Raw genomic sequence first — 14,643 nt, forward strand, 5'->3', positions numbered from 1 at the left:
TGCGGTGTTTCAACAGCGCCCGGATGTTTCCGGGCACGGAGCTTGCGGCCGACAGTTTTCAGCACGAACCATAACAAGGAGCGATGCACATGAAAACACAGTGTACTCAGCGAAGGATCCTCACCGCGGCGGTCGCGGTGGCCCTGACGCTCGGCACCGCGACCGGCGCGTTCGCACAGGCGAGCGGTACTACCGGCGGCACGACGACGGACACCACGAGTGCCGGCAACGCAAACGGTGGCGGCCTGCCGCAGATCCAGCAGCAGGGCGACGTGTCGTTTACGTCGGGCGGTGTCGGCCTGGATGAATCGAAGGCGTTGCGGGCTGCGCAAAGCCAGTGGCCGCTGTCGTTGCGCTTCACGGGTCCGGGCTCCGACTTCCTTGCCGATGTCGAGGTGAAGGTGGTCGATGCACACGGCGCCAGCGTGCTGGACACGAAGTCGCGCGGCCCCTATATGCTGGTCAGGCTGCGCCCGGGCCGCTACACGGTCCATGCCACCTACAAGGACCGCGAACAGAGCAAACCGGTTTCGGTGACGGGCAAGGGCACAGCGCGCGCGACGTTCTCCTGGAACACACAGTAACGTAGCGTTTTGTTGCGTTGCACAAACGTTGCATGGAAGTGCGCGAGGATACGCAAAGGCCGCGCAAGCCGCCGAAGTTTCGCCGATAATGAAGCCACGGGCACGCCCGTGGCTTTTTCGTTTCGAAGCCGCGCAGCCTGCCGGAAAACGCATGCGCGGCAAGCGGATCGGCGGCGGATAGCCGTGGTGCTAGCGCGGGTTTCCACCGCATCTCGGAGCTGGACATGATGGACGACGCCCCGGCAGGCAATGCAAGTCCCGACCCGGACGACGCTACCGGCAAACCGTCAGGCAAGGACCCGGGCTTGCCGGGCGCCGCGCACGGCAGCCAGGGCGGCGGTCATCGCGTCGACGTCGCCACCAACCGGCATCGTGTGCGGGTCATCCATCTCGGCGTGACCGTGGCCGATACGCAGGCGGCGCTGACCGTCTCCGAAACAGGCCTTCCGGACGTGTTCTATTTTCCGCGTGCCGACGTCAACATGGCGCGGCTTGACCGTTCCACGCACACCTCCCGATGTCCGTTCAAGGGCGAGGCGTCCTACTATCATCTGCTGACCGAAGAGGGCGTGGTCGAAAACGCCGTGTGGACGTACGAGACGCCCATCGAGGCCGTCCAGCAGATCAAGGGCTATCTGGCGTTTTACACATCGAAGGTGGACCGCATCGATCAGACGTCGTGATCGGGCAGTGAGAGGCTCATGGGGAGGCCGACATGGAACTGAACGACGCGTTGCGGATTCCGCTGGCACCATCGGATGTGTGGGAAGCGTTGCAGGATCTCGCGCTGTTGCGCGCGAGCCTCGACAACTGCGAGTCGTTTGCTCGCACGCCCGGCGGTGAATACGTACTGACGATGACGGTACCGCTCGGGCCGCTGCGCGCGCATTACGACGTTCGCGCGCATATCGTCAGTCCCGACGGCGTGGAGCCGGCAACCATGCACCGGATGCTCAACTTCAAGGCGCGCGCACAAGGAGTCGGCGCGCTGCGCGGGCAGATGGAAGTGCGGCTGCGCGCGGACGACCACTGGATCGTCGGCTCGAAACATCCGCATACACGCATCGACTATTCGGTCTGGGCGACGCTCACCGGGCCGCTCTCGCAATTGCCCGTCCGCCAGATCGAGAACGCGCTGCATGATCTCGCCGACACGTTTTTCACCGAGTTCTGCGAAGTCGTGCAGGCCAAGCACGGCATGAGGCCGAACCGCGTGCATGGCACACCGGCGCGGCGTCAGCATGTGTTCCTGCGGCCGGTCAACCTGAGCGCGCTGGCGCGCCGCGCGCGGCCGCATGACCACGGCGGCGCGCTTACCGGTCGCGCGGCGAGCACGATACTCGGTACGCGCGCGCATGACCATCAGCATGATCCGCATGCCGTGCCGAACTGGGCATGGGCGGGGATGATCTTCTTCGTTGCGGTGCTGCTGTATCTGGCGCGGTGGTTCAGCCAGAGTTAGCCGTTTCCCGCGGCGCGGCGGTTTTCACACCGCCGCTTTGCCCGGGGTATTTCGATTCGCGGTGAATAGCACAGTGACTGGCCACGTAACAGCGCGACTGGCGGCGAGCCATCGAGACAAAGGAGTGTTGCCATGACCACACCGCGCCGTGCCCTGATCGTTATCGACGTGCAGAACGAATACGTAACCGGCGACCTGCCGATCGAATATCCGCCGGTCGAAACTTCGCTCGCGAATATCGGCCGGGCGATCGATGCGGCGCATGCCGCTTCGGTGCCGGTGATTGTCGTGCAGAACCTGGCGCCGGCGACGTCGCCGATTTTCGCAACCGGCTCCGAGGGTGCCGCGCTGCATGCGGTGGTGACATCGCGCGGGTATGACCACCAGATCACGAAGTCGCTGCCGAGCGCCTTCGCCGGCACCGATCTGGCCGACTGGCTCACGCAGCATCAGATCGACACGTTGACCGTGACCGGCTACATGACGCACAACTGCGACGCGTCGACCATCAACCATGCCGTGCATGCCGGGCTGTCCGTCGAATTCCTGCACGACGCGACCGGTTCGGTGCCGTACGAGAACAGCGCGGGCTTCGCTAGCGCCGGGGATATTCATCGCGTGTTCTGCGTCGTGCTGCAGTCGCGCTTCGCGGCGGTGGCGAGCACGGATCAATGGATCGACGCACTATCCGGCGGCAAGCCGCTCGGGCGCGGTTCGATCTACGCGTCGAACCAGAAAGCGCGTATCACGCAAGCTTCGGTGGCCGCTCCCTCGTAAATCTCGCGTCATTTGCAAGCTGTGGCGTCGCGCATGAAAAAGGCGGAAACCGTGAAGTTTCCGCCTTTTGCATTTCGCCTTTTGCATTCCGCCTCGCGCAGGACGCGACAGGCCTTCAACCGTTCGCGCCGCTTCTGCGTAGCGCGGGGCTGGTCCGCAGCGAATCGAACAGCGCATGGACCATCGATTCGGCATGTTCACCGTAATCGAACGCGCCAGGCAGAAACAGCATGTCGTGCAACGATCCGCTGATAAACGAGTGAATCATCGCAGTCGCGCGCGCCACGTCGAGATCGGCGGGCAACTGGCCTTTCGAGATCGCGTTGCGCAGGCCGCCCCTGATACTTTCCAGCCCATCGCGCATGTTGTTCTGGCAGCGCGCCATCACGGGGCCCATGTCCGCGACGAATTCGCATTTCATGAACAGGATGTCGAACACGCGCCGGCGGCGCGGATCGTTCGCCGTGTCGCGCAGACACACGATGCAGATATCGATCAGGCGCCCGACCGGATCGGGTTCCTCGGGATCGAGCGATGCAGCCTTCAGTTCGTCGAGCGGCAGCAGCACGCGGTCGAACATTTCCGTGAAGAGATCGCCTTTGTTCGCGAAATGCCAGTAGATTGCGCCGCGCGTTACACCGGCGGTCTGCGCGATATCCGCGAGCGACGTGCGCGATACGCCTTTTTCGAAAAAAACCTGTTCTGCGGCATCGAGGATGCCGTTGCGCGTCTCCTGCGCTTCTTCCTTGGTTCGGCGAACCATAACTGTCTGTCCTGCGTATGCGAGAGTGCGGGTTGTCCCGAATGTTATTAAGTGCGGCTGATGACAATCCATTCAATAGTCCGGCTATCTGGGAATTGATCTTGCCGCAACGGCACGCGAGACGTTGTAAACGGTCTTTTACGTGCAATCATGAATGTATATATAATAGCACCCCATCGATCGGATAGCCCAAGCCGTGTCGACCGGTTAATATCCGACACTGTTGTCTTTAAAAACGCTTGCGAATCGTCCGGAAGGGCGTCGCAGTGCGGCATTTCCCGGTTTGGCGCGCTTCTGTCAGGACTCCGCCCAGGTTGGCCAGGATTGCATGTGGAGTTGTCAGGGCTATCGATCAGGCGTCTAACGACGCATGTGTGCGCCGTCGTCCCCGGGGTAGGGATGCGCGCACTTTTTCATTCTCAGTCTTTGACAGAGGTCGCTCCATGCGCGTCGAACGGGTTCCATTCCGCTTAATCAGTGCCGCGACGGCTGCCGTAATTCTTGCAGCATGCGGTCAAAAACAATCAGCCCCTCCGCCTCAAACGCCTGAAGTCGGCGTCGTGACTGTCGAGCCACAGTCCGTCCCGGTCACCACCGAGTTGCCGGGCCGCACCAGCGCGTTTCTCGTCGCGGAAGTCCGCGCACGGGTGGACGGCATCGTGCTGCGCCGTGAATTCACGGAAGGCGCCGAGGTCAAGGCCGGCCAGCGTCTCTACAAGATCGATCCGGCACCGTATATCGCCGCGCTCGACAACGCGAAGGCCGCACTTGCCAAGGCGCAGGCGAACCTGGCCACGACCACCGCGCAGGCGAGCCGCTACAAGGTGCTCGTCGCGGCGAACGCGGTCAGCAAGCAGGATTACGACAACGCCGTGGCCGCGCAAGGGCAGGCAGCGGCAGACGTCGCCGCCGGCAAGGCCTCCGTGGAAACCGCGCAGATCAACCTCGGCTATACCGATGTCACGTCGCCGATCACGGGGCGCATCGGTATTTCGTCGGTCACGCCGGGCGCCTATGTACAGGCAAGCCAGGCCACGCTGCTATCGACTGTCCAGCAGCTCGATCCGGTCTACGTCAATCTGACGCAGTCGAGCCTCGACGGCCTGAAGCTGCGCCGCGAAATCCAGGAAGGCCGTCTGAAGACGAGCGGCATCAACGCCGCCAAGGTCACGCTGCTGCTGGAAGACGGCCGCCCCTATTCGGAAACCGGCAAGCTGCAGTTCAGCGACGTGACGGTCGACCAGACCACCGGTTCGGTGACGATCCGCGCCATCTTCCAGAACAAGGACCGTGTGCTGCTGCCGGGCATGTTCGTGCGCGCGCGCATCGAGGAAGGCGTGAACGAAAAGGCGCTGCTGGTGCCGCAGATCGGCGTGACGCATGACCAGAAGGGCCAGCCGACGGCGCTCGTCGTGGGTCCGGACGACAAGGTGTCGCTGCGTCAGCTGGTGGCCTCCACCACGTACCAGTCGAACTGGGTCGTCGAAAGCGGGCTGAATCCGGGTGATCGCGTGATCGTGCAGGGCACGGAAAAGGTCCGTCCGGGCGCGACAGTGAAGCCGGTCGCCGCGCAACTGCCGGCCACCCCCGCCTCCGGCGCCACGGCTCAAGGCGCACCAGCGGCCAGCGGTGCGCAGACGGCTCAGGCTGCCTCTGCTGCATCGGGCGCGCAATAACAGGGAGCCCGTTTCATGGCAAAGTTCTTTATCGATCGCCCGATTTTTGCGTGGGTGATCGCCATTATCCTGATGCTCGCGGGTGTCGCGTCGATCTTCACGCTGCCGATCGCGCAATACCCGACCATCGCGCCGCCGGCCGTGCAGATCAGCGCAACGTACCCGGGCGCATCGGCGAAGACGGTTGAAAACACTGTCACGCAGGTGATCGAGCAGCAGATGAGTGGTCTCGACCACTTGCTGTACCTGTCGTCCACATCGGACGATTCGGGTACGGCCACGATCACGCTGACCTTCGCGGCCGGCACCAACCCCGACATCGCGCAGGTGCAGGTGCAGAACAAGCTGCAGCTCGCCACGCCGCTGTTGCCGCAGGTCGTCCAGCAGCTCGGCACCAAGGTGACGAAGTCCAGCAGCAGCTTCCTGCTGGTGATGGCGTTCGTCTCCGAAGACGGCAGCATGAACAAGTACGACCTGGCGAACTACGTCGCGTCGCACATTCAGGATCCGGTCAGCCGTCTTGACGGCGTGGGCACGGTGACGCTGTTCGGCTCGCAGTACGCGATGCGGATCTGGCTCGATGCGGGCAAGCTGACCAACTTCGGTCTCACGCCGGTCGATGTGCAGACCGCGCTGCTCGCGCAGAACGTGCAGGTGGCGGGCGGCTCGCTGGGCGGCACGCCTTCGGTGCCGGGTCAGGTGCTGCAGGCCACCATCACCGAGGCCACGTTGCTGCAGACGCCGGAGCAGTTCGGCAACGTGCTGCTGAAGGTGAACCAGGACGGCTCGCAGGTCCGTATCAAGGATGTCGCGCGCATCGAACTGGGTGGCGAAAACTACAACTTCGACACGAAGTACAACGGTCAGCCGACGGCCGGTTTCGGTATCCAGCTGGCGACCGGCGCGAACGCACTGGCAACGGCGAAAGAGGTGCGCGCGAAGGTCGACGAACTGTCGAAGTACTTCCCGAACGGCCTCGTCGTGAAGTACCCGTATGACACGACGCCGTTCGTGCGCCTGTCGATCGAGGAAGTGGTCAAGACGCTGCTCGAAGGTATCGTGCTGGTGTTCCTCGTCATGTACCTGTTCCTGCAGAACCTGCGCGCCACGCTGATCCCGACGATCGCCGTGCCGGTGGTGCTGCTGGGCACGTTCGCGATCATGGGGCTCGTCGGATTCTCGATCAACACGCTGTCGATGTTCGGGCTCGTGCTGGCAATCGGGCTGCTGGTGGACGATGCGATCGTGGTGGTGGAAAACGTCGAGCGGGTGATGGCCGAAGAAGGGCTGTCTCCACGCGACGCGACCCGCAAGGCGATGGACCAGATCACGGGCGCGCTGATTGGCGTCGCGCTCGTGCTGTCGGCGGTGTTCGTGCCGGTGGCGTTCTCGGGCGGCTCGGTCGGTGCGATTTACCGGCAGTTCTCGCTGACGATCGTGGCGGCGATGGTGCTGTCCGTGCTGGTCGCGTTGATTCTGACGCCGGCGCTGTGCGCGACGATCCTGAAGCCGATTCCGCAGGGCCATCACGAAGAGAAGAAGGGCTTCTTCGGCTGGTTCAATCGCACGTTCGACAAAAGCCGGGACAAATATCACGTTGGCGTTCACCACGTGATCAAGCGTTCGGGTCGCTGGCTCATCATCTATATGGTGGTGATCCTCGCGGTCGGCCTGCTGTTCGTGAAGCTGCCGAAGTCGTTCCTGCCAGACGAAGACCAGGGCACGATGTTCGTGCTGGTGCAGACGCCGTCAGGCTCGACGCAGGAAACGACGGCGCGGGCATTGAAGGACGTCTCCGACTACCTGCTGAGTAGCGAAAAGAGCATCGTCGACGCGACCTTCACGGTGAACGGCTTCAGCTTCGCCGGCCGCGGCCAGAACGCGGGTCTCGTGTTCGTGCGGATGAAGGACTACGGCGAGCGCCAGCATTCGGACCAGAAGGTGCAGGCGCTGGTCGGCCGGCTGTTCATGCACTTCGCTGGCTACAAGAACGCAACGGTGTACCCGGTGAATCCGCCGTCGATTCCGGAACTCGGCACGGCCGCGGGTTTCGACTTCGAACTGCAGGATCGTGCGGGTGTCGGCCACGAGGCGCTGATGGCCGCGCGCAACCAGCTGCTCGGCATGGCCGCGAAAGACCCGACGCTCGCGCAGGTGCGACCGAACGGCCTGAACGACACGCCGCAGTTCAAGGTGAACATCGACCACGAAAAGGCTGCGGCGCTGGGCGTGTCGTTGTCGACGATCGACCAGACGTTCTCGATCGCGTGGGCTTCGCAGTTCATCAACAACTTCCTCGACGTCGACAGCCGGATCAAGAAGGTGTACCTGCAGGGCGACGCGCCGTTCCGGATGACCCCGGAAAACCTGAACGACTGGTACGTGCGCAATTCCGCGGGCGGCATGGTGCCGTTCTCGGCGTTCGCGACCGGTACGTGGACGTACGGTTCGCCGAAGCTCGAGCGTTTCAACGGTATTTCCGCGGTGGAAATCCAGGGCGCGGCGGCGACGGGCAAGTCGACCGGTCAGGCGATGAATGCGATGGAAGCCATCGCGGCGAAGCTGCCGGCAGGTATCGGCTACGAATGGACTGGCCTGTCGTTCCAGGAACGTCAGTCGGGTTCGCAGGCGCCGATCCTGTACGCGATCTCGATCCTCGTCGTGTTCCTGTGTCTCGCGGCGTTGTATGAGAGCTGGTCGATTCCGTTCTCGGTGATCATGGTGGTGCCGCTCGGCGTGATCGGCGCACTGCTGGCGGCCACGCTGCGCGGGCTCGAAAACGACGTGTTCTTCCAGGTCGGTCTGTTGACCACGGTGGGACTCTCGGCGAAGAACGCGATTCTGATCGTGGAATTCGCCCGCGAGTTGCAGCAGTCCGAAGGCATGGGTCCGATCGAGGCAGCGCTGGAAGCCTCGCGTCTGCGGCTGCGTCCGATCCTGATGACGTCGCTTGCGTTCATTCTCGGCGTGTTGCCGCTCGCGATCAGTAACGGCGCGGGCTCGGCGAGCCAGCACGCGATCGGTACCGGCGTGATCGGCGGGATGCTGACGGCGACGTTCCTCGCCATCTTCATGATCCCGATGTTCTTCGTCGTGATCCGTGCGAAGTTCGGCGGCGAGAAGGAAGACCCGGATGCTGCGATGGAACACTACAACCAGCACCATCCGCACGATCCGGAAGGCGGCGCGGGTGGCAACGGCTCGGGCAAGGAAGGGCACTGAGATGCAAAAACATTCTTTGATTGCAGTCGCGGTGGCGTTCCTCGCCGCGGGTTGCACGATGGCGCCGAAGTACGAGCGCCCGGCCGCGCCCGTTTCGGACGGTTTTCCGGCGGGCGGGGTCTACTCGACGCAGCCCGGCGCGACCGATAACGGCACGCGTAGCGCGAACGGCCAGGCGGCCACGGATATCGGCTGGCGCGATTTCTTCACCGATCCGCGCCTGCAACGTCTGATCGAGATCGCGCTGAAGAACAATCGCGATCTGCGCGTTTCGGTGCTGAATATCGCGGCATCGCGTGCGCAATACCAGATCACGCGCGCCGAACTGTTCCCGACGCTGGACGCCTCGGCATCGCAGAGCAAACAGCGCACGCCGAGGGATCTGTCGATTTCCGGTATCCCGATCACGAACACGTATTCGGTCGGGCTGAATGCGTCGTGGGAAATCGACTTCTTCGGTCGTATCCAGAGCCTGAAGGATCAGGCGCTGGCGCAATATCTGGCGACGGCGCAGGCGCGCAAGGCGGCGGAAATCGCGCTGGTGTCCTCGGTGGCGGATCAGTATCTGACGCTGCTTTCCACCGACGACCTGCTCAAGGTGACGGAAGGCACGCTGAAGACGGCGCAGGATTCCTACAACATCACGAAGCTGCAGTTCGACACGGGCACGGGTTCCGAACTCGACCTGCGTCAGGCGCAGAGCGTGGTCGAGCAGGCGCAGGCCAACCTGCAGGTGCAGGCGCGTCTGCGGGCGCAGGCCGAAAATGCGCTGGTCCTGCTGGTGGGTGAACCGCTCCCGGCAGATTTGCCGCCGGGCCTGCCGCTCAACGACCAGAATCTCCTCACGGATATTCCGGCCGGTCTGCCGTCGGATCTGCTGCAGCGCCGTCCGGACATCATCGAAGCCGAGCAGAACCTGCTCGCGGCCAACGCGAATATCGGGGCGGCGCGCGCTGCGTTCTTCCCGCAGATTTCGCTGACCGGCAACTTCGGTACGTTGAGTCCGACGCTCGGCGGCCTCTTCAAGGCGGGTTCCGCGGCGTGGGCGTTCGCGCCGCAGATCACGCTGCCGATCTTCGAAGGTGGCGCGAACAAGGCGAATCTCGATCTCGCGAACGTGCAGAAGAACATCCAGATCGCGCAGTACGAAAAGGCGATCCAGACGGCCTTCCGCGAAGTCGCCGATGGTCTTGCCGCGCGTGGCACGTACGATCAGGAAATCGCCGCGCGTGAACGCAATACATTTGCCGAGCAGCGACGTTTCGATCTGTCGGACCTGCGTTACAAGAACGGCGTGGACAGCTATCTTTCCGTGCTGACCGCGCAGACCGATCTGTACACGGCGCAACAGACGCTGATCAGCGCGCGCCTGCAACGTCTGACAAACCTTGTCGATCTGTACCAGTTCCTGGGCGGCGGGTGGATCGAGCGGGCGGGTGAGCAGCCGCGTCCGGCCGATGCGCCCGTCGATTACGGTGCGGCCAGCGCGCCGGCAGCGGCTTCGGCGCCGTCGTCGGCGGGGTGAAGCGGGTGGGTTGACTGATCCGGCGGTCCGTTGCGGTTGCCGCCGGATCGCGAGTAGTAAGCAGCAAAAAAATGCCACGGGGAAAACCGTGGCATTTTCAATTCTGGCGTCGCTTCGTCGCTTCGTCGCTTCGTCGCTTCGTCGCTTCGTCGCTTCGCCACCGCACCGCGCGACACCGGTCGCGCGGTGCGGGCCTTTCAGTGCGCGTCCGCGGGGCGCGCCTCGAAGTCGCTCGCGACGTGCAGGGAATCGTCGCGTGACGGTAGTTCGGCTTGCGCGCGGCCGTCGAAGTCGTGGCCCGCGCGCCGGATGGCGTTCTTCGCCGCACGCTCGCCCTTCACGCCGTTGAAGATCAGGTTCAGCACGACCGCCGATACGGCCGCCAGCAGAATCCCGCTATGCAGCAGCGGCGAGAGCGCGGGTGGCAGCTTCGAGAAGAACTGCGGCGACACGACCGGCACGAGGCCAAGCCCGATGCTTACCGCGACGATGAAGAGGTTGTGGTGATTCTTCACGAAGTCGACCTTCGAGAGCACCTTGATGCCGTTCGCCGCGACCATCCCGAACATCACGATGCCGGCGCCGCCGAGCACGAATGCCGGCACCGATGCGACCACCTGCGCCATCTTCGGAAAGAGGCCGAGCAGCACGAGGATCACGCCGCCCATCGCGCAGACAAACCGGCTCTTCACGCCCGTCACGCCGATCAGCCCGACGTTCTGCGAGAACGACGTATGCGGAAACGAGTTGAAGATGCCGCCGAGCAACGTACCGAGCCCGTCGACGCGCAGGCCGCGCACCAGCGTCTTCTGGTCCACCGGCCGGTCGACCATGTCGCCGACCGCGAGAAACATGCCCGTCGATTCGATGAACGTGACGAACATCACGGTCACCATCGTCGCGATCGAGAGCGGATCGAAGTGCGGCAAGCCGAAGTGGAACGGCATGACGAAGCCGACCCACGGCGCGGCCGTCACGCCATCCATGTTGACGCGCCCGAGCAGCGCGGCGATCACGAAGCCCGCGACGATGCCGAGCAGCACCGAAATATTCGCGACAAAGCCCTTGCCGAACTTGTTGATCAGCAGGATCAGCATCAGCACGACAAACGACAGGCCCAGATAGACGGGATTGCCGTAATCCGGATTGCCGACGCCGCCGGCTGCCCAGTTGATGCCGACTTCCATCAGCGAGAGCCCGATCACCGAAATGACCACGCCGACCACGACGGGCGGAAAAAACCGCAGCAGCTTGCCGATCGCCGGCGCGAGCAGAATGCCGACAATACCGGCGGCGATCGTCGAGCCGAAAATATCGAGAATGCCGAGCGACGGATTGGTGCCGATCGCGACCATCGGACCGACGGCGGCGAACGTGCAGCCCATGATCACCGGCAGACGGATGCCAAAGATCCACAGGCCGAGCGTCTGGATCAGCGTGGCGATACCGCAGGAAAACAGGTCGGCGCTGATGAGAAACGCGATCTGGTCTTTTGGCAGCTTGAGGGCGCTGCCGATGATCAGCGGAACGGCGACCGCTCCGGCGTACATGACGAGCACATGCTGAATGCCCAGCGCCAGCAACTGGCCGGCGGGCAGTCGCTCGTCGCACGGGTGAACCGTGTTCGATTGCATTTTGTCTCTCTCCACATCTCGTTTTCGGGATGACTCCAAGGTAGGGGGAACGAAAAGATGCAACAAGACCACTGTGGCCTATTCCGGGCTTCGCGGCGATCATATGCGCGCGGTACATTTGAAAGCCGCGCGAAATGCGCGCTCGCCGCAAACCGGCGCTCAGGCCCGTGGGGTGGAGTACCGCGCGAAGGCGGCCGCCGAAGCCCCTGTGCCGCAATATGTGTGAAAATCGATGAAGCGTATTCGGTGCAGCGCATAGTGTGATTTCGACGCGCCCATTCGTGTGGCCGGGTTAACCCGCGATTTGCGGTTTTGACGTAGCGGATGCGTAGCGCGGAAACCCACCCGTTTTCTCCTCTTTTTCGACCTTTCCTCGCCCATGCGTTTTCTTGGCATCGACCTCGGCACCGGTTCACTGAAACTTTCGACCGTCGATGAAGCAGGGCGCGAACGTGCGACAGCGAGCGTCGCGTATGCGATCGCGACGCCGCACCCCGGCTGGGCGGAAATCTCCGTCGGCACATGGTGGCGCGCGCTCTGCGAAGCGGCGGCGAAGCTGCCCGCCGCCGAGCGCGACGACGTTCACGCGATCGGCTTTTCCGGGCAGATGCACGGCGTCGTGCTCACCGATGGAGAGGGCCGCGCGGTGCGCCCCGCGATGCTGTGGCCCGATACGCGCGCGCTGTCGCTGCTCGATGCGTGGCCCGAGCCACAGCCCAATCCTGTTGCGCCCGGCATGGCGGGCCCGCTGCTGCGCTGGATCATGCTGAACGAGCCGCGCACCGTGGAAGCCACGCGCTGGGCCTTGCAACCGAAAGACTGGCTGCGCGTTGCGCTGGGCGGCGCGTTCGTCAGCGATCCGTCCGATGCGTGCGCGACCGCGCTCGCCGATCCGGCCGGCGTCTGGGATCGCGCGCTGCTGGAGCGTCTCGGCGTGCCGCACGCATGGTTCGCGCCGCTCGCGCCTTCGTACGCGCCGGGCGGCGTGCTCTCCGAGGAAGCCGCGCGCGCGTTGGGCCTACGTGCCGGCATCACGCTCGCGACGGGCGCAGCCGATACACCGTGCGCCGCGTTCGGCAGCGGTCTTGCAAACGATGGCGACGCGCTACTCACCACCGGTAGCGGCGGCCAGATCGTCGTGCTCGCGACCGGCGAGCCGGCCGCCGCGCGCGGGCTGCATCGCTATCGCGCGGCAACCGGTCACTGGTACCGGATGGCGGCGATGCAGAACGTCGGCGTCGCGCTCGAAGCGGTGCGCGGCTGGCTGTCGTACGAATGGGCGGACGCCTATCGCGATGCCTTCGCCGAGGACGCCGCGCCCGGCCTCACGTTCCTTCCGTATCTCACCGGCGAACGCTCGCCGTGGCTCAACCCGTCGGCGCGGGGTGGCTGGCTCGGACTCGCGCTCGGTCATTCGCGCGGCACGATGATGCGGGCGGCGTTCGAAGGCGTCGCGTTTTCGTTGCGTGCGGGTCTCGACGCGATCCGCCGCAGCGGCGCCGAAGTGACGACGCTGCGGCTCGCGGGTGGCGGCTCCGTCGACGCGCGCTGGCGGCAGATGCTCGCCGACGCGCTCGATGTCGAGCTGCACGCGGTCGATTGTCCTGACGCGGCGGGGCGCGGTGCGGCGATACTGGGCGGTCTTGCGAGCGGTCACTGGCACGCGTCGGACCTGGCGTCGCTGGCGCCGGCGACAACCCGCGTCGCGGGCCCGCGGGACGATCGCGCGCTGGCCGCACGTTATGCGCGCTTCCTTGATCTTTACGCGCGCGTGGAGGAGTGGTTTCCTGCTTCCGCCGCGCCTGACTGAGTTTGCAACATGTCGATCGAACCTGAGCGTCGATCGCCGCATCCACCGACTTTAAGGAGCATTCACAATGAAGACCAAAGCAGCCATCGCATGGAAAGCGGGCGCACCGCTGACGATCGAGGAAGTCGATCTGGAAGGGCCGCGCGCGGGTGAAGTGCTGATCGAGGTGAAGGCGACGGGCATCTGTCACACCGATTACTACACGCTCTCGGGCGCGGACCCCGAAGGCCTCTTTCCGGCGATTCTCGGCCACGAAGGCGCGGGCGTGATCGTCGACGTGGGCCCGGGCGTCGGTACGCTGAAGAAGGGCGATCACGTGATCCCGCTGTACACGCCAGAATGCCGCCAGTGCAAGTTCTGCCTGTCGCGCAAGACGAACCTGTGCCAGGCGATCCGCTCGACGCAGGGCAAGGGCTTGATGCCCGATGCCACGTCGCGCTTCTCGCTGGACGGCAAGCCGCTCTTTCACTACATGGGCACGTCGACGTTTTCGAACTACATCGTCGTGCCGGAGATCGCGGTGGCGAAGGTGCGTGAAGACGCACCGTTCGACAAGATCTGCTACATCGGCTGCGGTGTGACGACGGGCGTCGGTGCGGTCGTGTACTCGGCGAAGGTCGAGGCGGGCGCGAACGTCGTGGTATTTGGTCTCGGCGGTATCGGGTTGAACGTGATCCAGGGCGCCAAGATGGTCGGCGCGGACAAGATTATCGGTGTCGACCTGAACCCGGGGCGCGTCGAACTGGCCAAGAAGTTCGGCATGACGCATTTCATCAACCCGAACGAAGTGGAGAACGTGGTCGATCACATCGTGCAGCTGACCGACGGCGGCGCGGACTACTCGTTCGAATGCATCGGCAACACGAAGGTGATGCGCCAGGCGCTGGAATGCACGCACAAGGGCTGGGGCCAGTCGTTCATCATCGGCGTGGCGGCGGCGGGCGAGGAGATCAGCACGCGGCCGTTCCAGCTGGTGACGGGCCGGGAATGGAAAGGCTCGGCGTTCGGCGGCGCACGTGGCCGTACCGATGTGCCGAAGATCGTCGACTGGTACATGGAAGGCAAGATCAATATCGACGATCTGATCACGCACCGTCTGCCGCTCGAGCGTATCAACGAAGGCTTCGATCTGATGAAGAAGGGCGAGTCGATCCGCTCGGTTGTGCTGTACTGAGGCAACGGAGATCGCC

11 protein-coding genes are annotated in these 14,643 nt (G+C 64.1%); 9 read left to right on the forward strand and 2 right to left on the reverse strand.

What is annotated here, in order from left to right:
- Positions 1-89 precede the first annotated feature (89 nt).
- The 4 genes from LPA37_RS17240 (at position 90) to LPA37_RS17255 (ending at position 2,823) form a co-directional block, all read left to right on the forward strand.
- Complete coding sequence (locus LPA37_RS17240; protein WP_228983710.1) at positions 90-584, forward strand: carboxypeptidase regulatory-like domain-containing protein; 495 nt, start codon at positions 90-92, stop codon at positions 582-584.
- A gap of 305 nt (positions 585-889) precedes the next feature.
- Complete coding sequence (locus tag LPA37_RS17245) at positions 890-1,267, forward strand: DUF427 domain-containing protein (RefSeq protein WP_407672548.1); 378 nt, start codon at positions 890-892, stop codon at positions 1,265-1,267.
- A 32-nt stretch (positions 1,268-1,299) separates the two neighbouring features.
- Positions 1,300-2,046, forward strand: a complete 747-nt coding sequence (locus tag LPA37_RS17250) for a CoxG family protein (protein ID WP_228983709.1) — start codon at positions 1,300-1,302, stop codon at positions 2,044-2,046.
- A gap of 132 nt (positions 2,047-2,178) precedes the next feature.
- A complete protein-coding gene (locus LPA37_RS17255; RefSeq protein ID WP_229013192.1) occupies positions 2,179-2,823 on the forward strand; it encodes a cysteine hydrolase family protein in 645 nt (214 codons plus the stop codon).
- A 115-nt stretch (positions 2,824-2,938) separates the two neighbouring features.
- On the opposite strand, the gene LPA37_RS17260 is transcribed toward LPA37_RS17255, so the two are convergent.
- Positions 2,939-3,586, reverse strand: coding sequence for a TetR family transcriptional regulator (locus tag LPA37_RS17260; RefSeq protein WP_228983704.1), 648 nt, complete (start codon positions 3,584-3,586; stop codon positions 2,939-2,941).
- Positions 3,587-4,029: 443 nt separating this feature from the next.
- Between LPA37_RS17260 and LPA37_RS17265 the strand changes: the two genes are divergently transcribed.
- From LPA37_RS17265 to LPA37_RS17275, 3 genes are read left to right on the forward strand one after another with little or no spacing between them, the layout of a single operon-like run.
- Positions 4,030-5,262, forward strand: a complete 1,233-nt coding sequence (locus tag LPA37_RS17265) for an efflux RND transporter periplasmic adaptor subunit (RefSeq protein WP_228983702.1) — start codon at positions 4,030-4,032, stop codon at positions 5,260-5,262.
- A gap of 15 nt (positions 5,263-5,277) precedes the next feature.
- Positions 5,278-8,484 (forward strand): efflux RND transporter permease subunit, encoded by a 3,207-nt coding sequence (locus tag LPA37_RS17270; protein WP_228983701.1) that lies wholly within the window; start codon positions 5,278-5,280, stop codon positions 8,482-8,484.
- 1 nt (position 8,485) lies between these two features.
- Positions 8,486-10,009: an efflux transporter outer membrane subunit gene (locus tag LPA37_RS17275; protein ID WP_228983699.1), complete on the forward strand. Its 1,524-nt coding sequence runs from the start codon at positions 8,486-8,488 to the stop codon at positions 10,007-10,009.
- A gap of 197 nt (positions 10,010-10,206) precedes the next feature.
- Here LPA37_RS17275 and LPA37_RS17280 read toward each other — a convergent pair whose 3' ends face one another.
- A complete protein-coding gene (locus tag LPA37_RS17280; protein ID WP_229013193.1) occupies positions 10,207-11,643 on the reverse strand; it encodes a nucleobase:cation symporter-2 family protein in 1,437 nt (478 codons plus the stop codon).
- Between the two features lie 379 nt (positions 11,644-12,022).
- Between LPA37_RS17280 and LPA37_RS17285 the strand changes: the two genes are divergently transcribed.
- Positions 12,023-13,453, forward strand: a complete 1,431-nt coding sequence (locus LPA37_RS17285; RefSeq protein WP_228983696.1) for a xylulokinase — start codon at positions 12,023-12,025, stop codon at positions 13,451-13,453.
- Between the two features lie 67 nt (positions 13,454-13,520).
- Positions 13,521-14,627: an S-(hydroxymethyl)glutathione dehydrogenase/class III alcohol dehydrogenase gene (locus tag LPA37_RS17290; RefSeq protein ID WP_228984165.1), complete on the forward strand. Its 1,107-nt coding sequence runs from the start codon at positions 13,521-13,523 to the stop codon at positions 14,625-14,627.
- Positions 14,628-14,643: the final 16 nt, after the last annotated feature.

Source organism: Paraburkholderia gardini, from assembly GCF_907164545.1.
In the GTDB taxonomy this organism is placed as follows: domain Bacteria; phylum Pseudomonadota; class Gammaproteobacteria; order Burkholderiales; family Burkholderiaceae; genus Paraburkholderia; species Paraburkholderia gardini.

What these genes read in the sequence shown, in the direction of transcription:
- LPA37_RS17240 (WP_228983710.1), top strand. Translation starts at nt 90, where the DNA reads ATGAAAACACAGTGTACTCAGCGAAGGATCCTCACCGCGGCGGTCGCG.
- LPA37_RS17250 (WP_228983709.1), top strand. Translation starts at nt 1,300, where the DNA reads ATGGAACTGAACGACGCGTTGCGGATTCCGCTGGCACCATCGGATGTG.
- LPA37_RS17255 (WP_229013192.1), top strand. Translation starts at nt 2,179, where the DNA reads ATGACCACACCGCGCCGTGCCCTGATCGTTATCGACGTGCAGAACGAA.
- LPA37_RS17260 (WP_228983704.1), bottom strand. Translation starts at nt 3,586, where the DNA reads ATGGTTCGCCGAACCAAGGAAGAAGCGCAGGAGACGCGCAACGGCATC.
- LPA37_RS17265 (WP_228983702.1), top strand. Translation starts at nt 4,030, where the DNA reads ATGCGCGTCGAACGGGTTCCATTCCGCTTAATCAGTGCCGCGACGGCT.
- LPA37_RS17270 (WP_228983701.1), top strand. Translation starts at nt 5,278, where the DNA reads ATGGCAAAGTTCTTTATCGATCGCCCGATTTTTGCGTGGGTGATCGCC.
- LPA37_RS17275 (WP_228983699.1), top strand. Translation starts at nt 8,486, where the DNA reads ATGCAAAAACATTCTTTGATTGCAGTCGCGGTGGCGTTCCTCGCCGCG.
- LPA37_RS17280 (WP_229013193.1), bottom strand. Translation starts at nt 11,643, where the DNA reads ATGCAATCGAACACGGTTCACCCGTGCGACGAGCGACTGCCCGCCGGC.
- LPA37_RS17285 (WP_228983696.1), top strand. Translation starts at nt 12,023, where the DNA reads ATGCGTTTTCTTGGCATCGACCTCGGCACCGGTTCACTGAAACTTTCG.
- LPA37_RS17290 (WP_228984165.1), top strand. Translation starts at nt 13,521, where the DNA reads ATGAAGACCAAAGCAGCCATCGCATGGAAAGCGGGCGCACCGCTGACG.